The 24,583-nt window shown below is 39.8% G+C and carries 21 protein-coding genes, 4 tRNA genes and 1 pseudogene; 21 read left to right on the top strand and 5 right to left on the bottom strand.

Features of this window, described 5'->3' with window-relative positions:
• Window positions 1-911: 911 nt before the first annotated feature.
• From ACJJVX_RS12105 to ACJJVX_RS12045, 13 genes are all read left to right on the top strand, one after another.
• Window positions 912-988, top strand: a tRNA-Asn gene (locus tag ACJJVX_RS12105).
• Window positions 989-1,009: 21 nt separating this feature from the next.
• Window positions 1,010-1,086, top strand: a tRNA-Asn gene (locus ACJJVX_RS12100).
• A gap of 23 nt (window positions 1,087-1,109) precedes the next feature.
• Window positions 1,110-1,186, top strand: a tRNA-Asn gene (locus tag ACJJVX_RS12095).
• Between the two features lie 21 nt (window positions 1,187-1,207).
• A tRNA-Asn gene (locus ACJJVX_RS12090) sits at window positions 1,208-1,284 on the top strand.
• A 157-nt stretch (window positions 1,285-1,441) separates the two neighbouring features.
• Window positions 1,442-3,385, top strand: a complete 1,944-nt coding sequence (locus tag ACJJVX_RS12085) for an EAL domain-containing protein (RefSeq protein WP_054205713.1) — start codon at window positions 1,442-1,444, stop codon at window positions 3,383-3,385.
• Window positions 3,386-4,203: 818 nt separating this feature from the next.
• Window positions 4,204-4,785: an electron transport complex subunit RsxA gene (rsxA, locus tag ACJJVX_RS12080; RefSeq protein ID WP_054205712.1), complete on the top strand. Its 582-nt coding sequence runs from the start codon at window positions 4,204-4,206 to the stop codon at window positions 4,783-4,785.
• Window position 4,786: 1 nt separating this feature from the next.
• On the top strand, window positions 4,787-5,341 hold the full coding sequence (gene rsxB / locus ACJJVX_RS12075) for an electron transport complex subunit RsxB (protein WP_054205711.1): 555 nt from the start codon (window positions 4,787-4,789) through the stop codon (window positions 5,339-5,341).
• Window positions 5,342-5,349: 8 nt separating this feature from the next.
• Window positions 5,350-7,773: an electron transport complex subunit RsxC gene (rsxC, locus tag ACJJVX_RS12070; RefSeq protein WP_405631628.1), complete on the top strand. Its 2,424-nt coding sequence runs from the start codon at window positions 5,350-5,352 to the stop codon at window positions 7,771-7,773.
• On the top strand, window positions 7,770-8,828 hold the full coding sequence (gene rsxD / locus ACJJVX_RS12065) for an electron transport complex subunit RsxD (protein ID WP_054455009.1): 1,059 nt from the start codon (window positions 7,770-7,772) through the stop codon (window positions 8,826-8,828). Before rsxC ends, rsxD begins: the two co-directional genes overlap by 4 nt.
• Window positions 8,825-9,463: an electron transport complex subunit RsxG gene (rsxG, locus tag ACJJVX_RS12060; RefSeq protein ID WP_054455007.1), complete on the top strand. Its 639-nt coding sequence runs from the start codon at window positions 8,825-8,827 to the stop codon at window positions 9,461-9,463. The genes rsxD and rsxG overlap by 4 nt, the downstream gene beginning before the upstream one ends.
• Window positions 9,460-10,170, top strand: coding sequence for an electron transport complex subunit E (locus ACJJVX_RS12055; RefSeq protein ID WP_054455005.1), 711 nt, complete (start codon window positions 9,460-9,462; stop codon window positions 10,168-10,170). The genes rsxG and ACJJVX_RS12055 overlap by 4 nt, the downstream gene beginning before the upstream one ends.
• 36 nt (window positions 10,171-10,206) lie before the next feature.
• Window positions 10,207-10,839, top strand: coding sequence for an endonuclease III (nth, locus tag ACJJVX_RS12050; RefSeq protein ID WP_054205706.1), 633 nt, complete (start codon window positions 10,207-10,209; stop codon window positions 10,837-10,839).
• 252 nt (window positions 10,840-11,091) lie between these two features.
• Window positions 11,092-11,514: a hypothetical protein gene (locus tag ACJJVX_RS12045; RefSeq protein WP_054205705.1), complete on the top strand. Its 423-nt coding sequence runs from the start codon at window positions 11,092-11,094 to the stop codon at window positions 11,512-11,514.
• A gap of 474 nt (window positions 11,515-11,988) precedes the next feature.
• Here ACJJVX_RS12045 and ACJJVX_RS12040 read toward each other — a convergent pair whose 3' ends face one another.
• The 4 genes from ACJJVX_RS12040 to ACJJVX_RS12025 form a co-directional block, all read right to left on the bottom strand.
• Window positions 11,989-12,717 (bottom strand): hypothetical protein, encoded by a 729-nt coding sequence (locus ACJJVX_RS12040; RefSeq protein WP_404676414.1) that lies wholly within the window; start codon window positions 12,715-12,717, stop codon window positions 11,989-11,991.
• Window positions 12,714-13,130: a hypothetical protein gene (locus ACJJVX_RS12035; protein WP_404676415.1), complete on the bottom strand. Its 417-nt coding sequence runs from the start codon at window positions 13,128-13,130 to the stop codon at window positions 12,714-12,716. Before ACJJVX_RS12035 ends, ACJJVX_RS12040 begins: the two co-directional genes overlap by 4 nt.
• A gap of 530 nt (window positions 13,131-13,660) precedes the next feature.
• Complete coding sequence (locus ACJJVX_RS12030) at window positions 13,661-14,341, bottom strand: hypothetical protein (protein WP_405631623.1); 681 nt, start codon at window positions 14,339-14,341, stop codon at window positions 13,661-13,663.
• Between the two features lie 572 nt (window positions 14,342-14,913).
• Entirely contained in the window at window positions 14,914-15,888 is a 975-nt protein-coding gene (locus tag ACJJVX_RS12025) for a transposase (protein ID WP_405631621.1), read from the bottom strand.
• A gap of 72 nt (window positions 15,889-15,960) precedes the next feature.
• On the opposite strand from ACJJVX_RS12025, the gene ACJJVX_RS12020 reads away from it, so the two are divergent.
• The 3 genes from ACJJVX_RS12020 to ACJJVX_RS12010 all read left to right on the top strand — a co-directional run bounded on the left by ACJJVX_RS12020 (window position 15,961) and on the right by ACJJVX_RS12010 (window position 17,405).
• Window positions 15,961-16,137 carry a helix-turn-helix domain-containing protein gene (locus ACJJVX_RS12020; protein ID WP_405631618.1) on the top strand — a complete coding sequence of 59 codons (177 nt, stop codon included), beginning with the start codon at window positions 15,961-15,963 and terminating at the stop codon, window positions 16,135-16,137.
• Window positions 16,138-16,712: 575 nt separating this feature from the next.
• Window positions 16,713-17,075: a hypothetical protein gene (locus ACJJVX_RS12015; protein ID WP_405631616.1), complete on the top strand. Its 363-nt coding sequence runs from the start codon at window positions 16,713-16,715 to the stop codon at window positions 17,073-17,075.
• Between the two features lie 27 nt (window positions 17,076-17,102).
• On the top strand, window positions 17,103-17,405 hold the full coding sequence (locus ACJJVX_RS12010) for a DUF6988 family protein (RefSeq protein WP_405631711.1): 303 nt from the start codon (window positions 17,103-17,105) through the stop codon (window positions 17,403-17,405).
• Between the two features lie 200 nt (window positions 17,406-17,605).
• Here ACJJVX_RS12010 and ACJJVX_RS12005 read toward each other — a convergent pair whose 3' ends face one another.
• Window positions 17,606-18,502, bottom strand: a complete 897-nt coding sequence (locus tag ACJJVX_RS12005; protein WP_054206915.1) for a MipA/OmpV family protein — start codon at window positions 18,500-18,502, stop codon at window positions 17,606-17,608.
• A 474-nt stretch (window positions 18,503-18,976) separates the two neighbouring features.
• On the opposite strand from ACJJVX_RS12005, the pseudogene ACJJVX_RS12000 reads away from it, so the two are divergent.
• The 5 genes and pseudogenes from ACJJVX_RS12000 to ACJJVX_RS11980 all read left to right on the top strand — a co-directional run.
• Window positions 18,977-19,084 (top strand): annotated as a pseudogene (locus tag ACJJVX_RS12000) (endonuclease III); the annotation flags it as partial.
• 170 nt (window positions 19,085-19,254) lie between these two features.
• Window positions 19,255-21,165, top strand: a complete 1,911-nt coding sequence (locus ACJJVX_RS11995; RefSeq protein ID WP_054206916.1) for an aminotransferase class V-fold PLP-dependent enzyme — start codon at window positions 19,255-19,257, stop codon at window positions 21,163-21,165.
• Between the two features lie 156 nt (window positions 21,166-21,321).
• Complete coding sequence (locus ACJJVX_RS11990) at window positions 21,322-22,371, top strand: serine hydrolase domain-containing protein (protein WP_405631613.1); 1,050 nt, start codon at window positions 21,322-21,324, stop codon at window positions 22,369-22,371.
• Between the two features lie 53 nt (window positions 22,372-22,424).
• A complete protein-coding gene (gloA, locus tag ACJJVX_RS11985) occupies window positions 22,425-22,823 on the top strand; it encodes a lactoylglutathione lyase (protein ID WP_054206918.1) in 399 nt (132 codons plus the stop codon).
• A gap of 440 nt (window positions 22,824-23,263) precedes the next feature.
• Window positions 23,264-24,478 (top strand): hemolysin-type calcium-binding protein, encoded by a 1,215-nt coding sequence (locus ACJJVX_RS11980; protein WP_405631610.1) that lies wholly within the window; start codon window positions 23,264-23,266, stop codon window positions 24,476-24,478.
• Window positions 24,479-24,583: the final 105 nt, after the last annotated feature.

Below are 24,583 nucleotides of genomic sequence, written 5' to 3'. Positions count from 1 at the left end.
AAAAATACATTTAGATAACTAAAATTACAAAAACGCTGCGTGAAACGCTGATTTTTTACACAATAATTTTGTATATCAAATCGTCACGAATAAATTTACTCATCAAAGGCGCTACTTTTACAATGCTTTATTAAACCACTGTTTTATAAGCATTAAAAAAAACTGATTTTAATGCTTGATATCCTTACAGAGCCCTAGAACAGTAGTCCCGCAGATGTTCTTAAAGTTTCATAAACAGAGTTATCCACAGAAACCGTGGATAACTCTCTCAAAGCCGCATTTATAAAGGCTTCTGAAGCAACCTCAAATACTGCTCTATAACTTAGTTGGCAAATACTAACTTTAACAGAATTGACTTAAACAGCTCAAAAAACAAACTTAGCGTGTAAATACACTATCTTTGAGTCTCACTAAACCTCTTTTCTGTACACTCCATATAAGCTAGTTAGCTGTTTTTAAATATAACTACCACAATAATTTGAAATGAAAGCATGCCACCGCGTTACTAACGTATTTTTATTAAGGCTCTCTTTATTTTACTTGTTCATCTATAAATACAGTTCGGAACAAATCAAGAAGTTAATATTTAATCAATAAAAAGTACTGAACACATTATTTTAATTCTCATAGAAAAAGACTGATTTTATAAATTTGACTCCATTTAAGTATCCAAATAATCATTTACGTGATTATTCAATTATCGTGTTTGTTTAAATAACAGCCGCTTTTGTGGTTTTGCCTGTTTTTAAACCGCGGGTAACTAATCAATAAACAGGCAATCTCTGTCATAAAACCATCAGATCGAACATAAAAACATCGAATAGACTTCTTTTTTTAATTTATGACTTTTATGTGTTGACAGTTTGCGGCGCGGTCATTAATATTTCGCCCCGTTGAAAGGCATATACGCTTCCCCCTTAGCTCAGTTGGTTAGAGCGACGGACTGTTAATCCGCAGGTCCCCCGTTCGAGTCGGGGAGGGGGAGCCAAGTTTTTCAACCATAAACGATTCCCCCTTAGCTCAGTTGGTTAGAGCGACGGACTGTTAATCCGCAGGTCCCCCGTTCGAGTCGGGGAGGGGGAGCCAAGTTTATGTAATATGATTGTAGTTCCCCCTTAGCTCAGTTGGTTAGAGCGACGGACTGTTAATCCGCAGGTCCCCCGTTCGAGTCGGGGAGGGGGAGCCAAATCATATAAGTTATTGTAGTTCCCCCTTAGCTCAGTTGGTTAGAGCGACGGACTGTTAATCCGCAGGTCCCCCGTTCGAGTCGGGGAGGGGGAGCCAACTTAACTTGCACAAATCAAATAGACTTTCCTGTATAATTCCACTACCCTACACATATCAAATTAATACACTCTGTTAATCATACTGACAAGTATAAGAAATTTTGATTGATCAAGGATTTGACTCCTTCCCTTTTGGACGACTGAAAGACTAAGACATGGCTGGCTTTAAAAAACTTATATTTATACAATTGTTATCTTGGCTACTATTTGCAAGTGTTGGTGGTTACTTTATAGCTGCGGCCTTCGACGGTGCTGCAAGTAATGCCCAAAAGAAAGCACAACTCGTAGTTAGTAACTATATTAACTCTCATTCTATCTCTGAAATAAACCCAGAGAAAATTCAGCGCGCACTTGCTGATGGAAATACATTTTCTTCTTTTATATTGCGTGATTACGACGGTAAAGAAGTAATTAATATCCAATCCCCTATTCAACTACCCGCTTTTGCTAAATTTGTTGAATCAAGGTTTAATTCTATTCGGCCACAATTTGCCGTTAATAGCGCCGCTGACATCAAAGTAGAATTTACAATCAACGCTGTTAGCCTTGCTTCCCTGTTACAACAAGCCCTATTTATCGTTATTTTGATTTCAGGCATTGTAGCAATCATCCCTGTTATTTTTATGAAAGCGATGTTCAAACGCTTAAATAGAAATATCAGTATGACCGTAGCAGAAGTTATTGATGTTTATATTAATCAAAACCAAGTAGAAGCAGGTCTTGAAACAGCGATTGATAACAGTAAGATAAAACGACTGGGCGCAGATTTAATTCCGAGCTTTAATCGTTTATCTCACTTTTTACAAAGTAAACATGACGATATTGAAAATGCCGCTCATTCTATAAAACAAGAAGCATATAAAGATGTAGTAACTGAGCTGGGCAATCGTAATATGTTTGTAGAGTATTATGAAAAGAATATCGAAAGCAGTGAAAAGAGCACCTTTGGTTCGTTAGCCATGATACGTTGTAGTGAATTACAATCAATAAACCAAACACGCGGTTACCAAAGAGGTGATGAATACATCAAAGCTGTTGCTGATATTATCAAGCATATTAGTGGCACATACACTGACAGCAAAGTGTTTCGCTTAAATAGCTCTGATTTTGCGGTTGTTTTACCCAATGTCCCGCTTAAAGAATCTGAACGTTTTGGTGATAATTTACAATCACGCTTTACTCAATACCAACAAAACCAAGAACTAAGCTCGGTGGCAAACACAGGCATTGTTGGTTACGAGAAAGGTAAACCATTGGGAGAGTTACTCTCAATTGTAGATAATGCTATGAGCATGGCACAATCAAAACAAACAAATGCATGGCATGTACAGCGCGAAACTGATTTAGTAAATAATGTGAGTGCTGGTTTTGGTAATCAAAATTGGCGTAAAGTTATAAATGAAGTAATAGAAGCCGAACGTGTTCATTTAGTAATGCAAAATATAATGCCAATTGGTAAAAGTATTAAAGCCTATGCTGAAATACAAGTGCGTTTTAAAACCGCTGAAAACCAAGTTCTTCCTACGGCCTCATTTTTAGCGATGGCTGAAAAACTGGATATGGCGATTGAAATTGATCGTTTAATTATTGATACTTCTCTTGAAAAAATAAAAAGTCGTAATTTCTCTGAAAAATATTTTGGACTCAACGTTACTGCATCCAGTGCCCATAATGATCAATTTGTTATTTGGTTAGAAAGGCGCTTACTTAAAGAGACGAATATTGCTTCAAAGCTGGTATTTGAAGTCAGTGAGTTTGGCTTACAACAAAATATTAAAGCCAGTAAACGCTTTATTGATATGATACATCGTGTTGGTGCGCGTATTACAGTTGAGCGGTTTGGTGTTGGTTTAACCTCATTTAAATTTTTCCGTGATTTGAAACCTGATTTTATTAAAATGGATGCAAGTTATACTCGCGGCCTTGAAGAAGATAAAAACAATCAGTATTTCATGCGTTTAATGGTAGATTTAGCACACCGAATTGGGGTTAGCGTTTTCGCTGAAGGTGTTGAAAGCCAAGAAGAAAAACACATTGTTGAAACTTTATGTTTAGATGGCGTACAAGGTTATTACATCGAAAAACCAAAAGATATATAGAAACACCTTAAAAGATTCAACGCTTAGTTATATAAAAAGGGCTCCAGCATATGCAGAGCCCTTTTTGCTATCTCAGGCTTAAGATCCCCCTCTGTAGCAAAATCGTATCTAACTTTTAACGCACTCGTTAGCTTAATCCAATAGCTATACCCAAGCCACCTCAAGATGCGAGTTTCAGTTGGAATTAAAAGCAATTTAGGCAAGGCATTGATTGCAAATAATGGTTGTTCCCTTGTTAAAATCAATAACGCAGTATAAATTGCTTTTAAACCAACCCGTTGGGCGTTTCACAGGCGCTTACTCTCAGCGTTGTTACTTCTTAAAAGGGACTGCCATTGTTGCAAAGTAACGCCTTGATATTAAACACCTGTGAAACGCTGAAGTCTGCATCTTGAGATGGCTTGGGTATATCATAATTATCATATGCAACTGTTATATGAGTAATTAATAATCCCAGGGCAATTAATACCAATCGTGTAAGTTACTGACCACTTATAGCGACAAGTAAATACAGTGATAACAAGGCAGAAATTTTGACATGGTGTTGTTCTCGGCGATTGCTCCTGCATTGCTCTAACTCCTGCATCCATGCATTCGTACATGAAAAATTACTAACGCTGTTAGCGCTTTATTTAGCCCGCTAGAATGGTTAAATATTTAAGTCGATTGGTATAACCTGTGTAGGAACATGCTCATTGTATGAATAACTATGGTATGAAATTATATATTGCATTGGTTTTGTATATTTGCCTTCTACGTGTTGTTAAACAGCCAATAAAAAAGGATAATGTCGACGTTTATTATAGCTTGAGGCGAACATGACAGAATATGTCTTGCTGTTGATCGGCACTGTGTTGGTTAATAACTTTGTATTAGTACAGTTTTTAGGTTTATGCCCATTTATGGGGGTATCTGGCAAGCTAGATACCGCTATAGGCATGTCACTTGCAACCACTTTTGTATTAACTCTTGCCTCGGTAACAAGCTATTTAGTCAATCAATATATTTTGATCCCGCTTGATATTACCTTTTTGCGTACTATGAGCTTTATTTTAGTCATTGCTGTGGTCGTTCAATTTACTGAAATGGTAGTTAGAAAAACCAGCCCGACACTTTATCGCTTACTCGGTATATTTTTACCTTTGATCACCACCAACTGTGCGGTATTGGGTGTTGCCTTGCTAAACATCAAAGAAGATCACTCATTTTTACAATCAGCGGTATATGGCTTTGGTGCTGCCGTTGGCTTTTCTATGGTACTTGTTTTATTCGCAGCACTGCGTGAACGTTTGGCTGCTGCAGACGTACCTACCCCTTTTAAAGGCGCATCAATTGCCATGATCACAGCTGGTTTGATGTCTATGGCCTTTATGGGCTTTACAGGATTAGTGAAATTTTAACATGACCTTGTTTTATGCATTAATTGCGCTTGGTTCACTTGCGCTCATCTTTGGGTTGATATTAGGGTTTGCCGCTGTGCGCTTTCGTGTACAAAGTAACCCTATTGTAGAACAAATTGACACTATTTTACCGCAAACCCAGTGTGGTCAGTGTGGCTACCCGGGTTGTCGTCCTTATGCTGAAGCTATCGCCAACGGTGACGAGATTAATAAATGCCCTCCAGGTGGTGAGTCAACAGTAAAGAAACTAGCTGATTTAATGGGTGTTGAAGCCAAACCATTAGCTGGCGGCGAACAAGCTGAGCCGGTTAAAACTGTTGCCTATATTCGTGAGGATGAATGTATTGGTTGCACAAAGTGTATTCAAGCCTGCCCTGTAGATGCCATTGTTGGTGCTACACGCCAAATGCATACAGTGCTTATTGATGAATGTACTGGTTGCGACCTGTGTGTTGAACCCTGCCCTGTAGACTGTATTGATATGCTACCCATTGAGCAAACTAAGCAAAATTGGAAATGGCAGTTAAATACAATTGAAATCACGCAGGTAGATTAGGAAGCCACATGGAACAATTACTAAATCAAATAAAAAAAGGTAAAGTGTGGCCATTTCCAGGTGGGATCCACCCACCTGGGCAAAAAACACTGTCTAGCACACAGCCCATTACTCGCCTACCCCTGCCTGATAAACTTGTTGTGCCTCTTAAGCAACATATTGGTGCCAATGGACAACTTATAGTTGAAAAAGGCCAACGCGTATTAAAAGGACAAGCGCTTACACAACCTATCGCTAATTGGTCAGTACCTGTTCATGCACCTACATCAGGCGTGATAGAAGATATTTGCCACGCCCCATCTGCGCACCCTTCTGCACTGCCAGAACTCAGTGTAATTATAATACCAGATGGCGAAGATACCTGGTGTGAGCTGCATGTAGCTTCCGATCCGAGTAAATTATCGCATGAACAACTTATAGATATCATTCATCAAAGTGGTATTGCTGGTATGGGGGGAGCTGGTTTTCCTACTTACATCAAAGCCGATAGTAGAAAGGCCATTGAATATTTAGTTGTCAATGCTGTTGAATGTGAACCTTATATAACCGCTGACGATCTACTTATGCAAGAACACGCACAAGGGATCATTAACGGAATTGAAGTGATGCAGCAATTACTCACTCCAACCCTTACTATTGTTGGCATCGAAGATAATAAACCCGATGCAATTGCAGCGATGAAAAAAGCCGCACAGCACGCTGATAACATCATCGTTCAGACTGTGCCGACTATTTATCCGTCAGGCGGCGAAAAACAGCTGATTAAGTTGCTCACAAACAAAGAAGTACCTAGCGGTGGGATCCCTGCTGATATTGGCGTGCTCGTACAAAATGTGGGTACTTTATTCGCGATTAATCAAGCCGTTTATGAAGGTAAGCCACTTATAGAACGCGTGATCACCGTAACAGGTAATACGATTCATAAGCCCGGCAATGTCTGGGCACTCTTGGGCACAGAGATAAAACACTTACTCGACTGCCAAGGTTTCTCACCTGTACCACAGCAACGTGTTGTAATGGGTGGCCCAATGATGGGGTTTACATTACCCACCGTGCGTATTGGTGTAGTCAAAACGACCAACTGTATTTTAGCCCCTGATCATAATGAACTTGCAGAGCCCGGCCCTGAAAAAGCCTGCATTCGCTGCAGCGCATGTGCAGATGCTTGCCCTGCCTCTTTATTGCCTCAACAATTGCAGTGGTTTGCTAAATCTCAAGAGTACGACAAGTTAAAAGAGCACAACTTATTTGACTGTATTGAATGTGGCGCATGCGCCTATGTTTGCCCAAGTGAGATCCCTCTTGTTCAATACTATCGCGTTGCAAAAGCTGAAATTAAAGAAAAACAAGAAGAGCAAATTAAAGCTGAACGCGCAAAAGTACGTTTTGAATTGCGTAATGCCCGATTAGAACGCGAACAAGAAGCCCGAAAAAACCGCCATAAGCGTAAACCTGCCACCGAAAAATCAGCCGATGAAAAACAAAAGATAGCCGATGCGTTAGCTCGCGTAAGTAATAAGCCCGCAAAAGACGATGAAAAATCGGCTGTTGCCGCAGCAATTGCTCGCGCTAAAGCAAAAAAACAAGGCGATCAGCTAGAGCCTGATAATAGCGAAGTAGCAAAAGAGCGTGCCGCACGTAAAGAGCAAGCGCGCCTTTATAAAGAACAAAAAGCCGCTGATACTAATGAGGCTACACATTCAGATGCCCCTGTTGATGACAAAAAGTCTGCTGTGGCTGCCGCCATTGCTCGCGCTAAAGCTAAAAAAGCCGCACAAGCTGATGCATCAACAACTACCGGGGATGCTCCAGTTGATGATAAAAAAGCGGCTGTAGCTGCTGCCATTGCGCGCGCTAAAGCTAAAAAAGCCGCGCAAGCTGATGCATCAACAACGACCGAGGATGCTCCAGTTGATGATAAAAAAGCAGCTGTAGCTGCTGCCATTGCGCGTGCTAAAGCAAAAAAAGCCGCACAAGCAGAGCAACTCGCTGCATCAAAGAATAATAATACTGAAGAAACGACAGTAGAAAACACACCAGCGGATGACAAAAAAGCGGCCGTGGCCGCCGCCATTGCGCGTGCTAAAGCTAAAAAAGCCGCGCAAGCTGAGCAAATCGCTGCATCAGAAAAGGTAAATACTGAAGAAGAAACAGTAGAAAATACACCAGTGGATGATAAAAAAGCGGCAATAGCTGCTGCCATTGCACGTGCTAAAGCTAAAAAAGCCGCGAAGGAGCAAGCTGATGAGGCAAATCCTCAAACTGAGACAAGTGAAACATCCGCAACATTCGAGCAAAATATAGAAGCTCAAGCACCCGTAAAAGAAAAACCTGAATTAACAGCTCAAGAGAAGAAAAAAGCCGCTGTAGCTGCCGCCATTGCGCGTGCTAAAGCAAAAAAACTACTAAAAGAAGGAAGTGATAAGTCATGAAGCTAACTATGGCCAGCTCGCCCCATAGCCACAGCCATAAATCACTCAGCAGATTAATGCTCACAGTGATTTTAGCCTGCATTCCTGGACTTATTGCCCAACTGTATTTTTTTGGTACTGGTGTATTAATTCAACTTATTTTAGCGTTAGTGACCGTCAGTGTGTGTGAAGCTATCATTATGCGTATTCGCAAGCGCGCTATTTGGCCTGCACTTAGTGATGGTAGTGCATGGTTAACTGGCGTGTTGTTAGCCCTAAGCATTCCGCCATTAGCCCCATGGTGGGTAATTGTAATAGGTTGCTTTTTCGCTATCGTTATTGTCAAACAGCTTTATGGTGGCCTTGGTTTTAATTTATTTAACCCCGCTATGGCTGCGTATGTGCTATTGCTTATCTCTTTCCCTGTGCAAATGACAAGCTGGCTCCCCGTTAACGAATTACTTGGTAAATCAATCGACTTAAGCCAACAGCTAGCACTGATTTTTAATGGTTTTACGAGCAGTGGTTTCAGCCTAGATCAGATGCGTGTTGGCGTTGATGGCGTAACAATGGCCACACCGCTTGATACGATAAAAACCGACGTAGCCCACGGATTAACCGTGTCAGAGAGTATGCAAAACCCACTATTCAACCAATGGACAGGCCTTGGTTGGGGATGGGTTAACCTTGGTTTCTTAGTCGGTGGTTTATACCTAATTAAAGCAAAAATAATTAATTGGCATATTCCAGTTGGTATAATTGCCATGCTTAGCGTATGCAGTGCAATAGGGTATATCGCATCCCCTGGCACCGAGCCTGGAGTGGTATTTCATTTATTTAGTGGCGCGACAATGATGGGGGCTTTTTTTATTGCAACTGATCCCGTATCGGCCGCCACAACAAATCGCGGACGTTTAATTTACGGCGCATTTATTGGTTTATTGGTGTATTTAATTCGTACTTTTGGTGGTTTTCCTGATGCCATGGCGTTTGCCGTATTACTGCTTAATATGGCGGTACCATTAATTGATTACTACACCCAACCACGCACTTACGGACACGGGGTAAATAAATGATTTTATCGTCGATGGGAAAAAATGGCGCCATTTTAGCCTTGTTTGCACTGTTAACCACAGGTGCAGTCGCCACTATTTTTAGCTTAACCAAGGACAGCATTGCAGAGCAAGAGCGCAAACAGCTCTCATCACAACTGCAAGAAGTGCTTGATGCCCACTTATATGATAATGCCCTCTACGAAGATTGTGCACTAATCGAGAATGATTTACTCAGCGCACGTGACTCGCAAACCGTGTATCGCGCGCGTAAAAATGGCCAAAACATTGCACTCGTTATGCGCCACGTTACGCCTAAGGGTTATAGCGGAAATATAGATTTATTAACCGCGGTATTTGCCAATGGTGAAATCGCAGGCGTGCGTGTAACAAAGCATGAAGAAACGCCCGGTTTAGGGGATAAAATAGAACTTAGAAAATCACCGTGGATCACCGTTTTCAAAGACCAAACAGTGTTAAGCACCGACGATAAGCGTTGGGCCGTAAAAAAAGACGGTGGTAACTTCGACCAGTTTACAGGCGCTACCATCACCCCTCGCGCCGTTGTAGGTTCAGTGAAAGACGCAGTGCTATTCGCTCAACAACACTTTGATGACGTTTTTGCGGCAGAAAACGCATGCTTGGCAGGTCAACTATGAGTCAAACAAATAACCCGTTAAAAGAACTAATCAACGAAGGCATGTGGAAAAACAACCCCGCTCTCGTTCAACTTCTCGGTTTATGCCCATTACTGGCAGTCACCTCCACAATTACCAATGCGCTAGGGCTTGGCTTAGCCACATTACTGGTACTTGTGGGCTCAAACGTTACTATTTCAGCCGTGAGAAATTGGGTACCAAAAGATATTCGTATCCCTGTTTTTGTGATGATCATTGCTGCATTTGTAACGATTATTCAATTATTAATGAACGCATACACATTTGGTTTGTATCAGTCATTGGGGATCTTCATCCCATTGATTGTCACTAACTGCGCCATCATTGGCCGCGCTGAAGCGTATGCCTCTAAAAATCCTGTGCATTTATCAGCGTTTGACGGCCTAATGATGGGCTTAGGGTTTATGGTTGTGCTAGTTGTTTTAGGCGCCATGCGTGAATTAATCGGCCAAGGCACTCTATTTGATGGTGCTGATTTATTACTTGGCCCATGGGCATCCGTTTTACGTATTGAAATTTTTAGTTTTGATAACCAATTTTTGTTAGCTATTTTACCACCCGGCGCATTTTTAGGCTTAGGTTTACTGATCGCCGCTAAAAATGTGATTGACGCACAAATAAAATCAAAGCAAGTTGCTCCACCAGAGCCTGAAAAAGGGCCGCGAGCAAGGGTCACCAGTTTAACTTAAGGGGAAGCGCATTATTTTATAATGCGTTTAAGTTGCATGAATAAAGAAAAACGTCACCAAATACTCACGCGCCTGCGCGACGATAACCCACATCCAGAAACCGAGCTTGAATATTCAAGCCCGTTTGAGCTACTTGTTGCAGTAACGCTATCAGCGCAAGCAACCGATGTGGGCGTAAATAAAGCCACACGTAAGCTGTTTCCGGTTGCCAATACACCACAAGCTATTTTAGATTTAGGTCACGATACACTGCGTGATTACATTAAAACTATCGGTTTATTTAATTCAAAAGCCGCCAACGTTTATAAAATGTGTGAAATTCTCGTCAATCAACATAATAGTATTGTGCCTGAAAATCGCGAAGCCCTAGAAGCCCTACCCGGCGTTGGCCGTAAAACTGCGAATGTAGTGCTCAACACCGCCTTCGGCTGGCCCGTAATAGCGGTAGACACACATATTTTTCGTGTTTCAAACCGAACTAAACTCGCCATGGGTAAAGATGTAGTAGCCGTTGAGCAAAAGCTTGAAAAGGTAGTCCCAAAAGAGTTTAAAGTAGACGTGCATCATTGGCTGATTCTACACGGGCGTTATACCTGTGTAGCGCGTAAGCCAAAATGTGGCAGCTGTATTATTGAAGACTTGTGTGAGTTTAAAGATAAAGTAGAGTAAATTAGTGACTGCTTTGAGCGACAACCGGACGCTGAAAAATTCGTAGCAACATCCAAAATGCGAGACCCGTCATTGAAACTCTATCATTTGGTAAAAATGATATTCTTATTTTATAGGGACAATTGAAACCAACGACGAACATAAATCATCACTGGCTTTTAAAATTAAAAGGTACAACTCAGTTTAATATATGTAATTATTGAATAACGACCATTTTATAATGGAAATTTTTAGCTAATAAAGGATTGATGAATGGCTCTTCTACGAATTTTTTTCACTGTTATTTTTGTTATATCTATCTCAGGATGCATAGGTGCAGGTGTTGTGTACTCTTATGATGAGGAGGAGAGTGTTTCTTTAACTAAATCAGAAGTAAAAAAGCAATTTGGTGAACCTTTAAAAGTAAAATCTGACCAAAAGAAAGAAGTTTGGTATTACAAAGCCAAAGACGAAAGCGTTAATGGTTTTTTTATTGGCCTTGGTATACCATTACCGCTATTTATTTTTCTAGATGAAAAACTTATCGTTGAGTTTGAAGGCGAAACAGCAACAAAATTGATATATAAAAATTCACAGCAAAAAACAGTTGGCGCATTTTGCAAGTTTGTACCAGCTCTGCACCATGGTCCAAATACTTGGTCTTGCCATTTGGGTACTAAATCTGGAGTGGTCTAAGTAATATCTTCCGTTCATAATAGCGATATTATAAATCATGAAACTACTGGTCTTAGAATTGGATTAGTTGATTTTGCTCAGCTTTCACAATCGTCCGCTTCTGGCACTTAGCTGAACTTCGGCAAAGAGCGAATAGCAGGCGGCCGATAAACTCGTTTTTGGACAAAAACGTGTTAGAGTATTTATTCGGTAACGTGGCTGTAGAATAACTCCAACAGCCAAATTCAATTAAAAAACGAGTTCCTTTAATTAACTCTAAGCGCTTTTAAAGCATTAGGTAATGCATTTGGACCCCATAAAACAGGCTGTTTTTCTTAAAAAAGAGTAATTCTACAGCCGCAATGCCCTGTTAAGGTGTGAGTGTTCTGGTCAACTAATACCGATGCCGCCGTATACCACCTTAAACAACAAACACTACGCATAGTGAAAATGCCACGCGTTGCGAATCACTCTTAAACAGTTTGTTAGCAATCTTTATTTGCAAAACGATTTCTTAAAGTTGTTGTACCACTTTGTACTCCAAGACATTTGCTGACAAAGGAACAGTAACTCTTTTTCATCGTTTACATTATTCCTAGTTATTAGGTCATGAGTGGACTTATTGACAATTAAACCATTATTCAAATAGTGGGCAATTTGAGGATAGGCACTTTTGCTACGTATGTGTGAAAACTCAGCTGTCCTTATATTCAAATCATCTCCAGTCAACTCATCCTTAGTTATTTTATGGGCTTTGATTCTTATTGATTTTAGTCTTTTCAGCTTTTCTGAAGTTTGCTCATAGCGTCTAGCTCTAAGTTCTCGAGCTCGAGAACATCGGCGTGTCGCAACCAATAGCGCACAGGAATACTCCAAATAGTCTTCTGTATTTAGTTTCCCTGCGTAATTTACTCGCTCGTCCAAGTATTTACACAATGAAGAACCACTAACATAAATACCCCCATTTGTTGCTACAATTTTTTCATTTTTCTGCAGCTTTGAAACCCAGTATTTTGCGCTTCCCTTAGTGGTTCTAATTACTGTATGCAATTTGCTTGATTCAACCCAAACAGTACCCTCATCATTTATTATTCCAATTTTATCCCAAGCATTATCAATACCTTTTATGGTTTTAGAGTCTAAGTGCTCAAACTGCTCCATGCTTGGTTTTTTATACAACCCCTTAACGCTTTCACCCTTGAAAGGTAACAACTCACGCATCATTGCACCATTTCATTATAAATATCATTCAAAGCCCTTGTTGCTGCTTCTGAACGACTATCACTGCATACGTCAGGATGTATTGCTTTCATCACTTTATTTCTCCATCTTTTAGCAACAGACTTATCTTTATAATGATTAACATCTACTTCTAAAAAATCGAGCCTAATCTTTCCGGATGTGTATAAGAGTACAAAGATGTACTTATTACTTTCAGATATGAAATCTCCATCTACTTTTTTGGGTTCTGAAATGTACAAGGCGCGAAGAGATGTTATTTTATCGAATAGTTCACTCCACCCTCTTGCATTAATTGATGAAATATTTTCAAGGTCACAATTTATCTTTTCCTTTACTGATTTAAAACTTCCCAACTTCTTTAATGCTCTGAGTGAGTCGCAATCCCTCCAGTCCATTATTATCTCCTTACTATAAATACTGCTAACATTTTAGTATTTATGCTACACGCAGTTTGTGTTGCATATGCTATGGGAATTTGCTTTTTGGAGGCTCTCACTTTCCTAGCTAGTTTAATCAGCTTAGCCCTTGTTATGTAAACTTTTTCTGCATTGCTCAGCGCTTATTATATATTCATTACATCTAAATTGGCTAGATTAGCAATTATATTTGTTACACGTACAGATGCTGCTAGCCTGAGCAATTAAGCAGGTTAACTAATTGATTTTAAGCAGCTACCGAGTAGCTCACTCGTTCTGCTTTGGGTAACTTTCGTAGTTTTCTCAAAGTCGACCCAAGAGTATTTGCTCTGAATGATTTTGGGGCAAAGGCGAGTTGTATTTATAGCCCGTCGATGGACAGAAATCATTTAGGTTCATTGAAAACAGAAGTACTTATAATTGTTTCGTTTCACTTAAAAAATGAGTAAATCGGTACGGTTTTTCATATCCTATGCTAACCATAACAAAACCTAATATTTACGATTAAGTCACAACATAACCACTTCATTGTCTTTAAACCATGATTGGATTGCATTAGCTTTAACCGCTTCTGGATTATTAGTATATGCGACTATAGCCAGACTTTTTTCAGCCCGACTACATATTACATAAAACAGTCTTCTTGTTCTTAGAGGGGTAGAGTCTTTTCCGTCAGCTTCGTTTTTCATGTCAGTGCTACTCAGTGGTTCTGCACCAAGTAGCTTTTCATATTTAAAAAGAAAGCCTCCTGCACTGTCATCATCCAAAACAGCCATTACTCGGTCAAACTCCAAGCCTTTCACACCTTGATGGGTCGCAAAACCCGAACTTTCATTTATATAATTCGAGTAACTTTTAACGCTAGGCATTTTGGCTCGAAGAGCTAGCCCCCATGCTATATATTCTTTTTCTAACTCCTCTCGTTCCTCTTCCGAAAAGCTAGATATATCTGTATCCATATGTGTATTTAAACGTTCAGGAACATCCAGTAATCCACTTCTCGAGAAGTATTCTATGACTTCACGTAAAGTTAACTCTTCATTAATTAGTTTAAATTTAAACTTCTCAATACTGGTGTCTACCTTCTTTATACATTTAATAGGCTCTCTTACAAAGTCTGTGTTTGAGCTACTCATCATTGTTGAACCAAGTTTGATAAGCCTAGTAATTTCAAAATGCTTATCACTCACAATTGCCTCAACCAGAGGTAAAACAAGATTGATTATGAACTTAGGAACAGCGGTGACACCCATCCTAAAGTTATGAGTTAACCTGCTTAATTGCTCAGGCTAGTAGCGACTGTGCGTGGTGAAAATATCATTGCTTAACAGTTAAATATTAGGTTTAATAGGGACATAATAAACGCTGAGTAACGCAGAGATAGCTTAGATACACAGGCATGCCGATGAAATTGGCTTGATATAGCTTAGGTCATAAAAAGCCTTTCTATATATGTAAAGTCCATAGCATAAACAATACCAACGCGAACACACCGAGCAGGTAGCGCCTCAGTCCAACAAGCGATTATGCAACACAAACTGCGTGTTGCATAAACACTAAAGGGATTAAGGTGACACTCATCTTAATTATTTCTTGGAAAGAGCATAGCCCCCCCCCTGTAAAATCAGATATCAATGTTCTAAATATCTAAAATCACCACTGTATTCACTTTAATATAAGTACATCATCACCAAATCCTAAATTACAGGCATGCGAATTTCTGCCTAAGGGCAGTTTTTAACATTTGAATGTGTTTTTACAACTATGCGAGTAGTTTTTCGCAATTACTGAGGTTGCTGCGTCGTTTTCTGTTTAAATTTTCACAGTAACTTGTGTGTGATGACGGTCTACCAACTGCGCCATGAAATACGCGGGTAAAGTGTGTAGTGAGCTTTAACCAGTTTTCAGGGGAGATATTGATGCGCGCTAAAAGTGGTAAGTTCGCCTCTTCAATGTGGCCGCGTTTATCTTCACGCAAACATCGTCCTGTGAGCTCTACTAATTCTAAGTAAGATTTTAGCTCAAACGGTAATCCTTTTGCCATGTGTTGTCTGGGCATGCCTGCAAAGCGCAGGAGTTGTTTTGGTTGTTTGCCGTCCTTTGCACTTTCAATGCGTTTTTGTACGCTGGTGTGGGCTGACTCTTCAGGGATATTCGCCATTTTGGCTCTGATGGGGTTTAAATCGACATAAGCCATGCAAGCAGCTATGGCGGCTTCATCTAATAATGCGTGTGATTTGAATCTTCCCTCCCAGAATCGGCCTGTACAACCATCTTCTTTATTAGCTTTACGCGCAATGTCTTCATTTAATAGTCGCATAAACCAACTGATGCTTGCTAAGCGCTCTCGATATTGCTCAACCGTTTGGTTAAAAAATATGCGCTCTGTTTTACTTAGCTTTTCACCTTGCATGTATTTTTGAGTAAACAAAGTGCCCTTACAGAGTTTATGCCAGCGGATAATAATGGCTTTATCATTCAGCCTCTTTGCTTTTTTATCATCAACATAGAGCACTAAGTGCGTGTGGTTACTCATTACTGCATAAGCACATACATCAATACAAAATACCTTGGCTAGACTCAGTAGTTTCTCTTCAACCCACCCTCTGCGGTACTCATAAGACTTCCCTGTAAAGCGGTCTTCACCGCATAAAAATGCTCGGCGTACACAGCGAGAAATGCAATGATAGTATTTTGTATCAACCAAGCTTATTTGACGCTTTCTTGCGATAGCCATAGGACACCTTGTTTATTTTTCGCACTAATTAAAAGTTAGTGCAAAATATAAAAAATACAAACTTTAGAGTGGGTGTTATCTTTGTTAGCTAAGTACAGGCTTAGTAGGGTTTTAGATGAACTCGAATCCAACACCGTTAGTATCTTAGATATTGTTACCCGATTGGAATATGTTGATCAATCTCACCTTATTCGAGACTTTAAAGAAGTTTTAGGAATAACTCCAAACAGATACAGCAAACTAAAGTGAATTTTTTATATCCTATTAGGGTCAATATCTTTTTGCACACAGGCGTACTTCAGCAAAGAGCGAAAACCAGTCAGTCAAAAACTGTGATGCATGAAGTCAGTGTTTGTTTGTAGCTCTCTTTGATTTATCAATTGACCTTGCCCTCACTGTCGGGTTGGCATATTGCGGCTTTTTGGTGTGATGAATTTAGATGTGGCGATAAATAAAATAGCGCGGACGAGTTAGCAGCCTTGCTTTATCAAATCAACTAGTTAACCTGCTTAACTGCTCAGGCTAATAGCGACTGTGCATGAGAAAAATATCATTGCTTAACTGTTAAACATTAGGTTTAATGAACTCATAATAAACGCTGAGCAACGCAGGAATAGCTAAGATACGGCAGGCACGCCAATAAAATTGGCTAGATATCGGTTAGGTCATAAAAAGCCTTTCTATATATGTAAAGTCCATAGTATAAAGAACACCAACTCTGGCACACCGAGCAGGTAGCGCCTCAGTCCAACAAGCGATTATGCAACACAAACTGCGTGTCGCATAAATACTAAAATGTTATACACCTAGGAGAATAAGTGGTTATGAAGCGACCAATAAAAAGCATAATTTTTAGCACTGCTCAACTAGACTTGTATGACCGTAATGGAATCAAGTGGCTTCATGTTAACACCTATGGTGAAGGTCAAATGGTAAATATGTTTGACCTATCGAAAGCAAAAGTAGTAACAACTTTGCCACTTGAAACAAATACACTGGACTTGCCTTCATATTGGCAAATAAGCTCCAGTACTTTCACTGTTAAAATCAACTTGAAAAAACTAGAAAACTCCCTCATCAAAGGAAGTATCACTATTTTCTTGTTTGGGTTTTTACCAATGTACTGGTGTTTACTTTCGGGTAAGCAGAGTTTATTCAATCAGCTACGTGAGCTAAACAGTGTTTAATGTAATGGTTTATATCACTCCTTAGTAATAGAGCATCATCGAAGTATTATAGTCTTGTGTGAAAGGCAACTATATGGCTCAGCAGCAAGTTTATTATGTTGTGTTTTTGAGTCTTATGTTAAGGGGCTTTGGTTCGCAGAATTTGCAAATGAGTCTGACTTTGACAAGCTAAGAAGTGATGAGTTTAAAAAAGACTTTTTCAAAATGGTAAATGCATTAGAAAATAAAAATAATAATGGTCTAAAAACAGCAAAAGAACGTTATTGGCCTAATTTAAATAGTTTTACCCATTCTGGGACTGCCCAGTTATCTAGACGAAAGGAAATTTAAGATGACACCCATCTTAAGTTTTCATCGCCGTTAAGTGTTGTTTAAGGAATGTGTTCGCCTATCGATTTTTTTGGAGAAATAATGTTCATACGTGACCTTTTAGCTTAAATCTCACCTCGAACGTTCAACAGATCCTAGCTAATATGTTCATATGATAGATGAAGCCAAAAGGTGTTAGCTTCTTTACCAAGTCAACCTATCTACTTGGCTAGCAGAACACTCTTACCAACACGCCAAACTAATCCGACCCCAACACTGTAGGTAACATCCTTTTCAAATAGTGGACTGTCTTGATTTGCTGCGCCATGATGGAAATTGATACTACCTCCAGCAAAGCCCCTAATATTGTCATAAATAGGAAAGGATACTCCTGCAGATAGTTCGGCGCCTAAATAACCACTAGATGCATCAAAAGCAGCCCTATCAGTTGTAACAAATTCAGGAGACACACCGTAAAAATAATCTTGTAACTTGTCAGAAGCAAACACCAAGCTTAATGAGGCGTCCATTGCTGTATTGGTAAACAGTACGTTTCGTTGTTGGTAAGATATTTCCGGTTCGAATACATAACCACGGCTATCAATGGACTCAAAATCGGTTGAAAATACGCTACGTAATTGCAATCTTAAATTCAATCTGCCTTTCCCCCCTTTTGTAAAGTTGACATCTCTTAGCCGATAAATTAATTGCGGTCCAACTTCAAATAAAAAATCGAGCTCTGGCATACCATCACGAAGGGAGTTATTGTCAGCATCCGCAGCTAAGGCTCCATCTATGGACAAATCAAGTTCGAATTTCTGCTCTTCTACTACAACAGCTCTTGCACCTTCTTCTCCTATTCGAAAAGTATCTCCACGATAAATGAAATAAGGAAGTGCTAGCGGTGTAAAGTTTCGCTCCGATGACGAAGGGTAGTTAGGTGCGTCGATAACACCCGTGGCTAAACCATACTCCCATTTTGGTTGCGCCACATCCACATCTTCAAAGCCAGTATAACTGCGATCAGGTGATTCTGTCGTTTGAGCAATGGCTGTGAGATGAGTAATACAAAATAAAGATAGTGCTAATGAATAAGGTAAGTATTTTAAATATGACATTCGTTTCTCTAGATATAAGGAAATACCACTGCAGTCTAAATACATTGTACTTGGACATATTGAATAATTACGCCAAATGCATAACAAGTGAATTACCTACACCTTTAAGTCAGACAGACTAAGTGAAAAAATGATCTCGAAGAATCGAGGGGGTCAAACCTTGCCTTCAGACACCATATTACTGAGCAGCTTATCTGAGCTGATTTAAAACAACCGATAATGCTACTAAATACTGGTGCTAATTTGGTTGAATATTGTTTCGTTGAGTTTCGCTATCTTCAATCCAACCTACGTCGCTTAATTTAACACTCAGTAAACTTAATGCTTACGACTTACAGCATAAAGCTCTTATTGAGACATAAAGCTAAATCTAGACTTTATACATCACATTATTGACCGTGTGCTACTGACACAAATCAGCCTTGTGCAATTAGAGATATTTTATATCTACCTTAATCATTCTTTGGCTAGCTAACTAAAGCCGTAAATACGCATATTTCCCGTCTATTTAATCGTACCAAACTTGCTATGGATAAAGATGTTGCTGCGGTTGAACAAAAACTTGAAAAAGTTGTACATAAATAATTTAAAGCCGATGTGCACCATTGGCTCATACTCCATGGGCGTTACACCTGCGTGGCGTGTTACTGAAATAGCATAATTAATGAAACATTTTAAAAGTATTAATTTCACAAGTCTCAGTCCTTTAGTTATGCTGTTGAGCATTATGAAATTTTATTGCGAAAACGCCTATGTTACCTTTACTTCGTATCTTGTTAATTGAGCAAGACCCTGCCACCTTGCAAGAGCTTTCTACGAATTTGTCGAAAACGATCCCTAATTTTGAACGAAGTGATGTTCATATTGATATAATTGAACGCCTTGAACTTAAGCAAGCATTGGAATGTGTTGAGGAAGATGGTGATATTCAAGCCGTTGTTCTCAGTTGGGATGTACACAACAAAGTTGGCGAACGAACGTATAGCCGCTTTATCGAGCAGTTAAAAGGTATCCGTCTTGAATTGCCAGTTTATGTTATCGGCGACGATACGAAAGGACTGGAGATAGTCAACGAGTCGGGGGAGATCGAATCATTTTTCTTTAAAGATGAGGTGATTTCTGATCCAGAAGCGATTTTAGGTTATATGATCAACGACTTTGATGACCGAGCAGAGACCCCATTCTGGACGGCGTATCGCCGTTATGTTGGCGAATCTAACGACTCATGGCATACACCTGGACATAGTGGCGGTTCTAGTTTTAGAAACTCCCCTTATATCAAAGATTTTTATCAGTTTTATGGCCGCAATGTATTCGTTGGCGACCTATCCGTATCAGTTGATTCGTTAGGTTCATTGTCAGACAGCACCAATACGATTGGCCGTGCTCAGGAGTCCGCTGCGGCGACCTTTGAAGTTAAGCATACTTATTTCGTGACGAACGGGTCGTCAACCTCAAATAAAATCATCTTGCAGACACTGCTGCGCAAGGGCGATAAAGTGATTATCGACCGCAATTGTCATAAATCTGTGCATTATGGCATCTTGCAATCAGCTAGTTTCCCTATTTATTTGTCGAGCATTTTAAACCCTAAATATGGCATCTTCGCGCCGCCGTCGTTGGCCGACATTAAACAAGCGATAGAACAGAACACCGATGCTAAATTACTGGTTCTCACTGGTTGCACCTACGATGGCCTACTGAGCGATTTAAAACAAGTGGTAGAGTTTGCCCATCAACATGGTATTAAAGTGTTTATAGATGAAGCGTGGTTCGCTTACTCTCTTTTTCACCCTAGCTTACGTTATTATTCTGCTATCCATGCTGGGGCGGACTATATCACCCATTCAGCGCATAAAGTGGTATCGGCGTTTTCTCAGGCGTCTTATATTCATGTAAACGATCCTGATTTCGATGCCGATTTCTTTCGAGAAATTTACAGTATTTACGCCAGCACATCGCCAAAGTATCAGCTGATAGCGTCGCTTGACGTGTGCCAAAAGCAATTGGAGATGGAAGGCTATAAATTGCTTAATGCCTTGTTGAACCACGTGGAAGAATTTAAACAACAGATGGCCTCGCTCAACCACATTAAAGTGCTAGGTAAGCAAGACTTTATGGAAATATTTCCGCACTTTAGTGGTGATAACATGGGTCACGACCCACTAAAAATTCTCATCGACATTAGCGAATTACCTTATTCATTAAAAGATATTCATAAATTTCTGTTAGATGAAATTGGCCTAGAAATAGAGAAGTACACTCACAGCACCATCTTGGTTTTACTCACGCTTGGCGGCACGCGTTCAAAGATCATTCGTCTGTACAATGCGCTAAAGAAGCTCGACAGCGGTAAGGTAAAACTGTCAACATCGACGAGACGCTCTCGTTTACCAGAGAGTTTACCCGCCATAGATTTGGCGTGTATTCCAAGCGATGCTTTCTATGGAGAGCGCGAATCTGTGCCTATTAGCAAAAGCAACAACCGTATTTGTGCTGGCTTAGTTACGCCCTATCCACCGGGCATTCCACTGTTGGTTCCGGGTCAGCATATCACTGAAGATCATATAGAATATCTGAAGGAGTTGGCGGGACAAGGGTTGACAATTCAGGGGAGTTTTGAGGGCGAGATCTATGTTCTTAAGGGCAAGGTTAAGAAGTAAAGGTACCCTTTAACAATCACAACTCTTATAGCTGTGCAGCAGTGTCGTTAGGCATTGCTGCTACTAAGTTCGTGCCATCAATAGCTGCTAAAGCTATGCCTAGTACATTAAGTAACGTCACCCACACACTAAAATAATAAATGAAGCGGGAATACAATGATGCAATTAAAGAACAAAAAAACGCTCACACTTATGCGTATTACTGCTCTGATTGTTACCCTCACTAGCATATACTTTTTTGCCCCTTGGAAGTTTGCTTTATATTATTTATCCCCTTTGCCCACGACCGTTCAAGATCAAACAATCGATGCTATTGAGCAAGGGATGGATGGCATTATTGTCTATGTTCAAAAATCAGGGCAACAACCTGAATATTTTGTGCAAGGCTGGCATGATCGAGATAAAAAAATAGCTGCCTACGCTCACGCATTGTTTAAAATTGGCAGCATTCGTAAGCTGTATGACGCATCGGCATTAACTAAATTGGCTGGTGCTGGGCTTATTGATGTGGATAAAACCCTGGCTGACTATCTACCCTCGTTAAATGGCCGAATAGAAAACGCAGATAAAATCACACTGCGCATGATGGCACAACATCGCAGTGGTATAGCTAATTACACAGATACACCTAACTATGATTGGTCAGTTTCATACCCTGATCCCTTAGCCTTGATACTAGACACTCCTGCTGATTTTAGCCCCGATACTGATTACGGTTATTCAAATACCAATTACCTACTACTGCGTAGGATCATGTCTAATGTGCTGGGTTATGATCACAATCTATTTATTAAAGCTGAAATATTAGCTCCTAATGGCTTAACGAATACGTTTGCTTCTATTAATGACGTAAATATAGATCAGCTAATGAGTGGCTATTATGTTGGCTATAAGAATGATTTTAAAACACTTGATCAAGGCTATGTTGCTACTGCTAGCGATGTAGGTCGCTTTATACTTGCATTAAATAACGGCACACTTTTCACCTTTGAAGAGCAAGTATTATATGCTTCGCTTTACGAATATGAGCATACAGGCTGGGTTTTGGGGTATTCAAGCATTGCGCGTTATCATAAAGATATCGACACTGTTGTTGTGCAATTTATAAATACTAATGGTAATGATACTGTCATGCTCTCAGGTATTATTTATAATCGAATTATTGATATTTTAAGAACACGAAGAAGTCAGAGCTCTGAACTATAAGTTATGGATTTGGTGTTATTAAAATAATTTAAATACAAAATAAGGATGCTTAAATGCGTTTATTACATACCATGTTACGGGTCGCTGATTTAGACAAATCCATTGCGTTTTACACTCAAGTATTGGGCATGAAAGAATTACGTCGTGCTGATAACCAAGAATACCGTTACACGCTTGCCTTTGTAGGCTATGGCGATGAAAAAGATAACACTGTGTTAGAGCTAACCTACAACTGGGATACAAACAACTACGACTTAGGCAATGCATATGGTCATATCGCGATTGAGTTTGACGACATTTATAAAGCCTGCGCAGATATAAAAGCCGCTGGTGGTAATGTTAGCCGAGAGCCTGGCCCTGTAAAAGGTGGCACGACTGAAATTGCTTTTGTAAAAGATCCTGATGGCTACGCCATTGAGCTGATCCAAACAAAAGATAACACGACCCTTTGATTCAATCTGGTAAAGGTATTTACGTACCTTTACCTGTTCGCCTTAGTATAATTATACTAACAACTTATATAAGCATTGCACAAAACATCAAACTCAAGCAACTCTCACACCTACCCTACCCGCAACAGGTTAAGCAAAGTTCAACATTCTTTAGTTACTAATAATCAGTGTATATTAAACAGCCCACCCTAATGGCTCACTCGTTATTCTCCCTTGTTTAATTGCCTATAAAAACACACTATTCTTTTTATATTTTTTGCCCTCTCTAACCTACTGTTTCAGATAGAGTGTTTAGTCAAAAAATAAAATAAACCCTTATTATTGCGAAAACAACCATGTTTAACATTTGACCAACACTTAAAGATGCAACACAATAGTACTATATTAAGTAATTAAATTGTTAACAAAATCAGATTTATTAGTCTGACAGGAGAAATACCATGAAAAAACCAATCTTTAAGTTTGCAGCTCTACCTTTATTACTTGCGTCAACATTGACAATGGCCGGCCCTAACCTAGTTGCAAACGGTTCTTTCGAAGACACTGCAGACTTCTCTGGCTCTTGGAGCTTGTTAGATGATCTTTCTGGATGGCAGCGCTCAGCTAACGCTAAATTTGAAATCCAAACAAATGCACTTAATATTGTTGCAGCCCAACATGGTACTAAATACATCGAGCTTGACTCAACGGCTAACTACAGTGCATTTCAAACACTTGTTACTGAAGAAAACCACAGCTATGAAGTAAGCTTTTATTACTCAGCACGTATAAACGGTAACGAAACAACAAATGAAGCTGAAGTTTATTGGGATGGCCAGTTACTTGACACTCTAAATGCAACAACGAAAGGCTGGAAAAAATTCACGTACACTGTAAAAGCAAGCTCAACAGCAACTGAGCTGAAATTTGTAGGTGCGGGTGATTCTGATAAGCTGGGTGCATTTATTGATGATGTAAAAGTAACTGCAACATGCGCATCAGGCTTATACGGTATTAATAACTTTGGCTCTAACGAAGACGGGTTTGTTTACCATTTCGATACACAAGATAACACGTACTCTACTGTTGCCGGTTTATCTAATACAGCATCAAACATTGCATCACACGATGGCGTGTTGTACTTCATGGAGCAGTTAGATAAGTCGACTAAAGCGTCACAAATCCTGTCACTTGACCTTGCCACTAACGAACAAGCACTTGTTGCATCTGCTACGTCATACCCTATCTACCGCTCTGCAATGAGCGCTGATGGCATGAACTTACGTGCAACGAGCAAAACGTACATGTATGACTTTAATATCGAAACGGGTGATAAAACAGTTTTGGGTAAATTAACATTCTCTGGTGATTCGTTCGCTGATGGTGATATCGCTTACTCTGCTGATAACAACGTATTGTATGTATTAACGGGTAAAGCGTTGTATACCCTTGATGAAGGCGCTATGGAACTTGCATTAGTGGGTGAGCATGGCGTTGCACAAGCATCCGGTATTGCTATTGCCACTGACGGAACTATCTATGTATCTGGTCGTGTAAAAGGTGAAAATGCAAACATCTTCAAACTAGACCAAAATACAGCGGTAGCAACTTTTGTAATGGCTGGCCCTTCACACGTTAATGACTTAACATTTGTTGATGGTAACTATTGTAACTAATACACGCCCTGTTCATCACTAAGCCAGTCTATGACTGGCTTTTTTGTGCTTACTATAAATCGCTTTCGAGCTAATCTCCTTATACGGTAGTAATCCCTCTAATCT

The sequence above is a fragment of the Pseudoalteromonas sp. Ld20 genome, from assembly GCF_045064175.1.
In the GTDB taxonomy this organism is placed as follows: domain Bacteria; phylum Pseudomonadota; class Gammaproteobacteria; order Enterobacterales; family Alteromonadaceae; genus Pseudoalteromonas; species Pseudoalteromonas neustonica.
The sequence above is the reverse complement of the archived record's forward strand: the minus strand, read 5'-3'. Positions and strand labels throughout refer to the sequence as shown.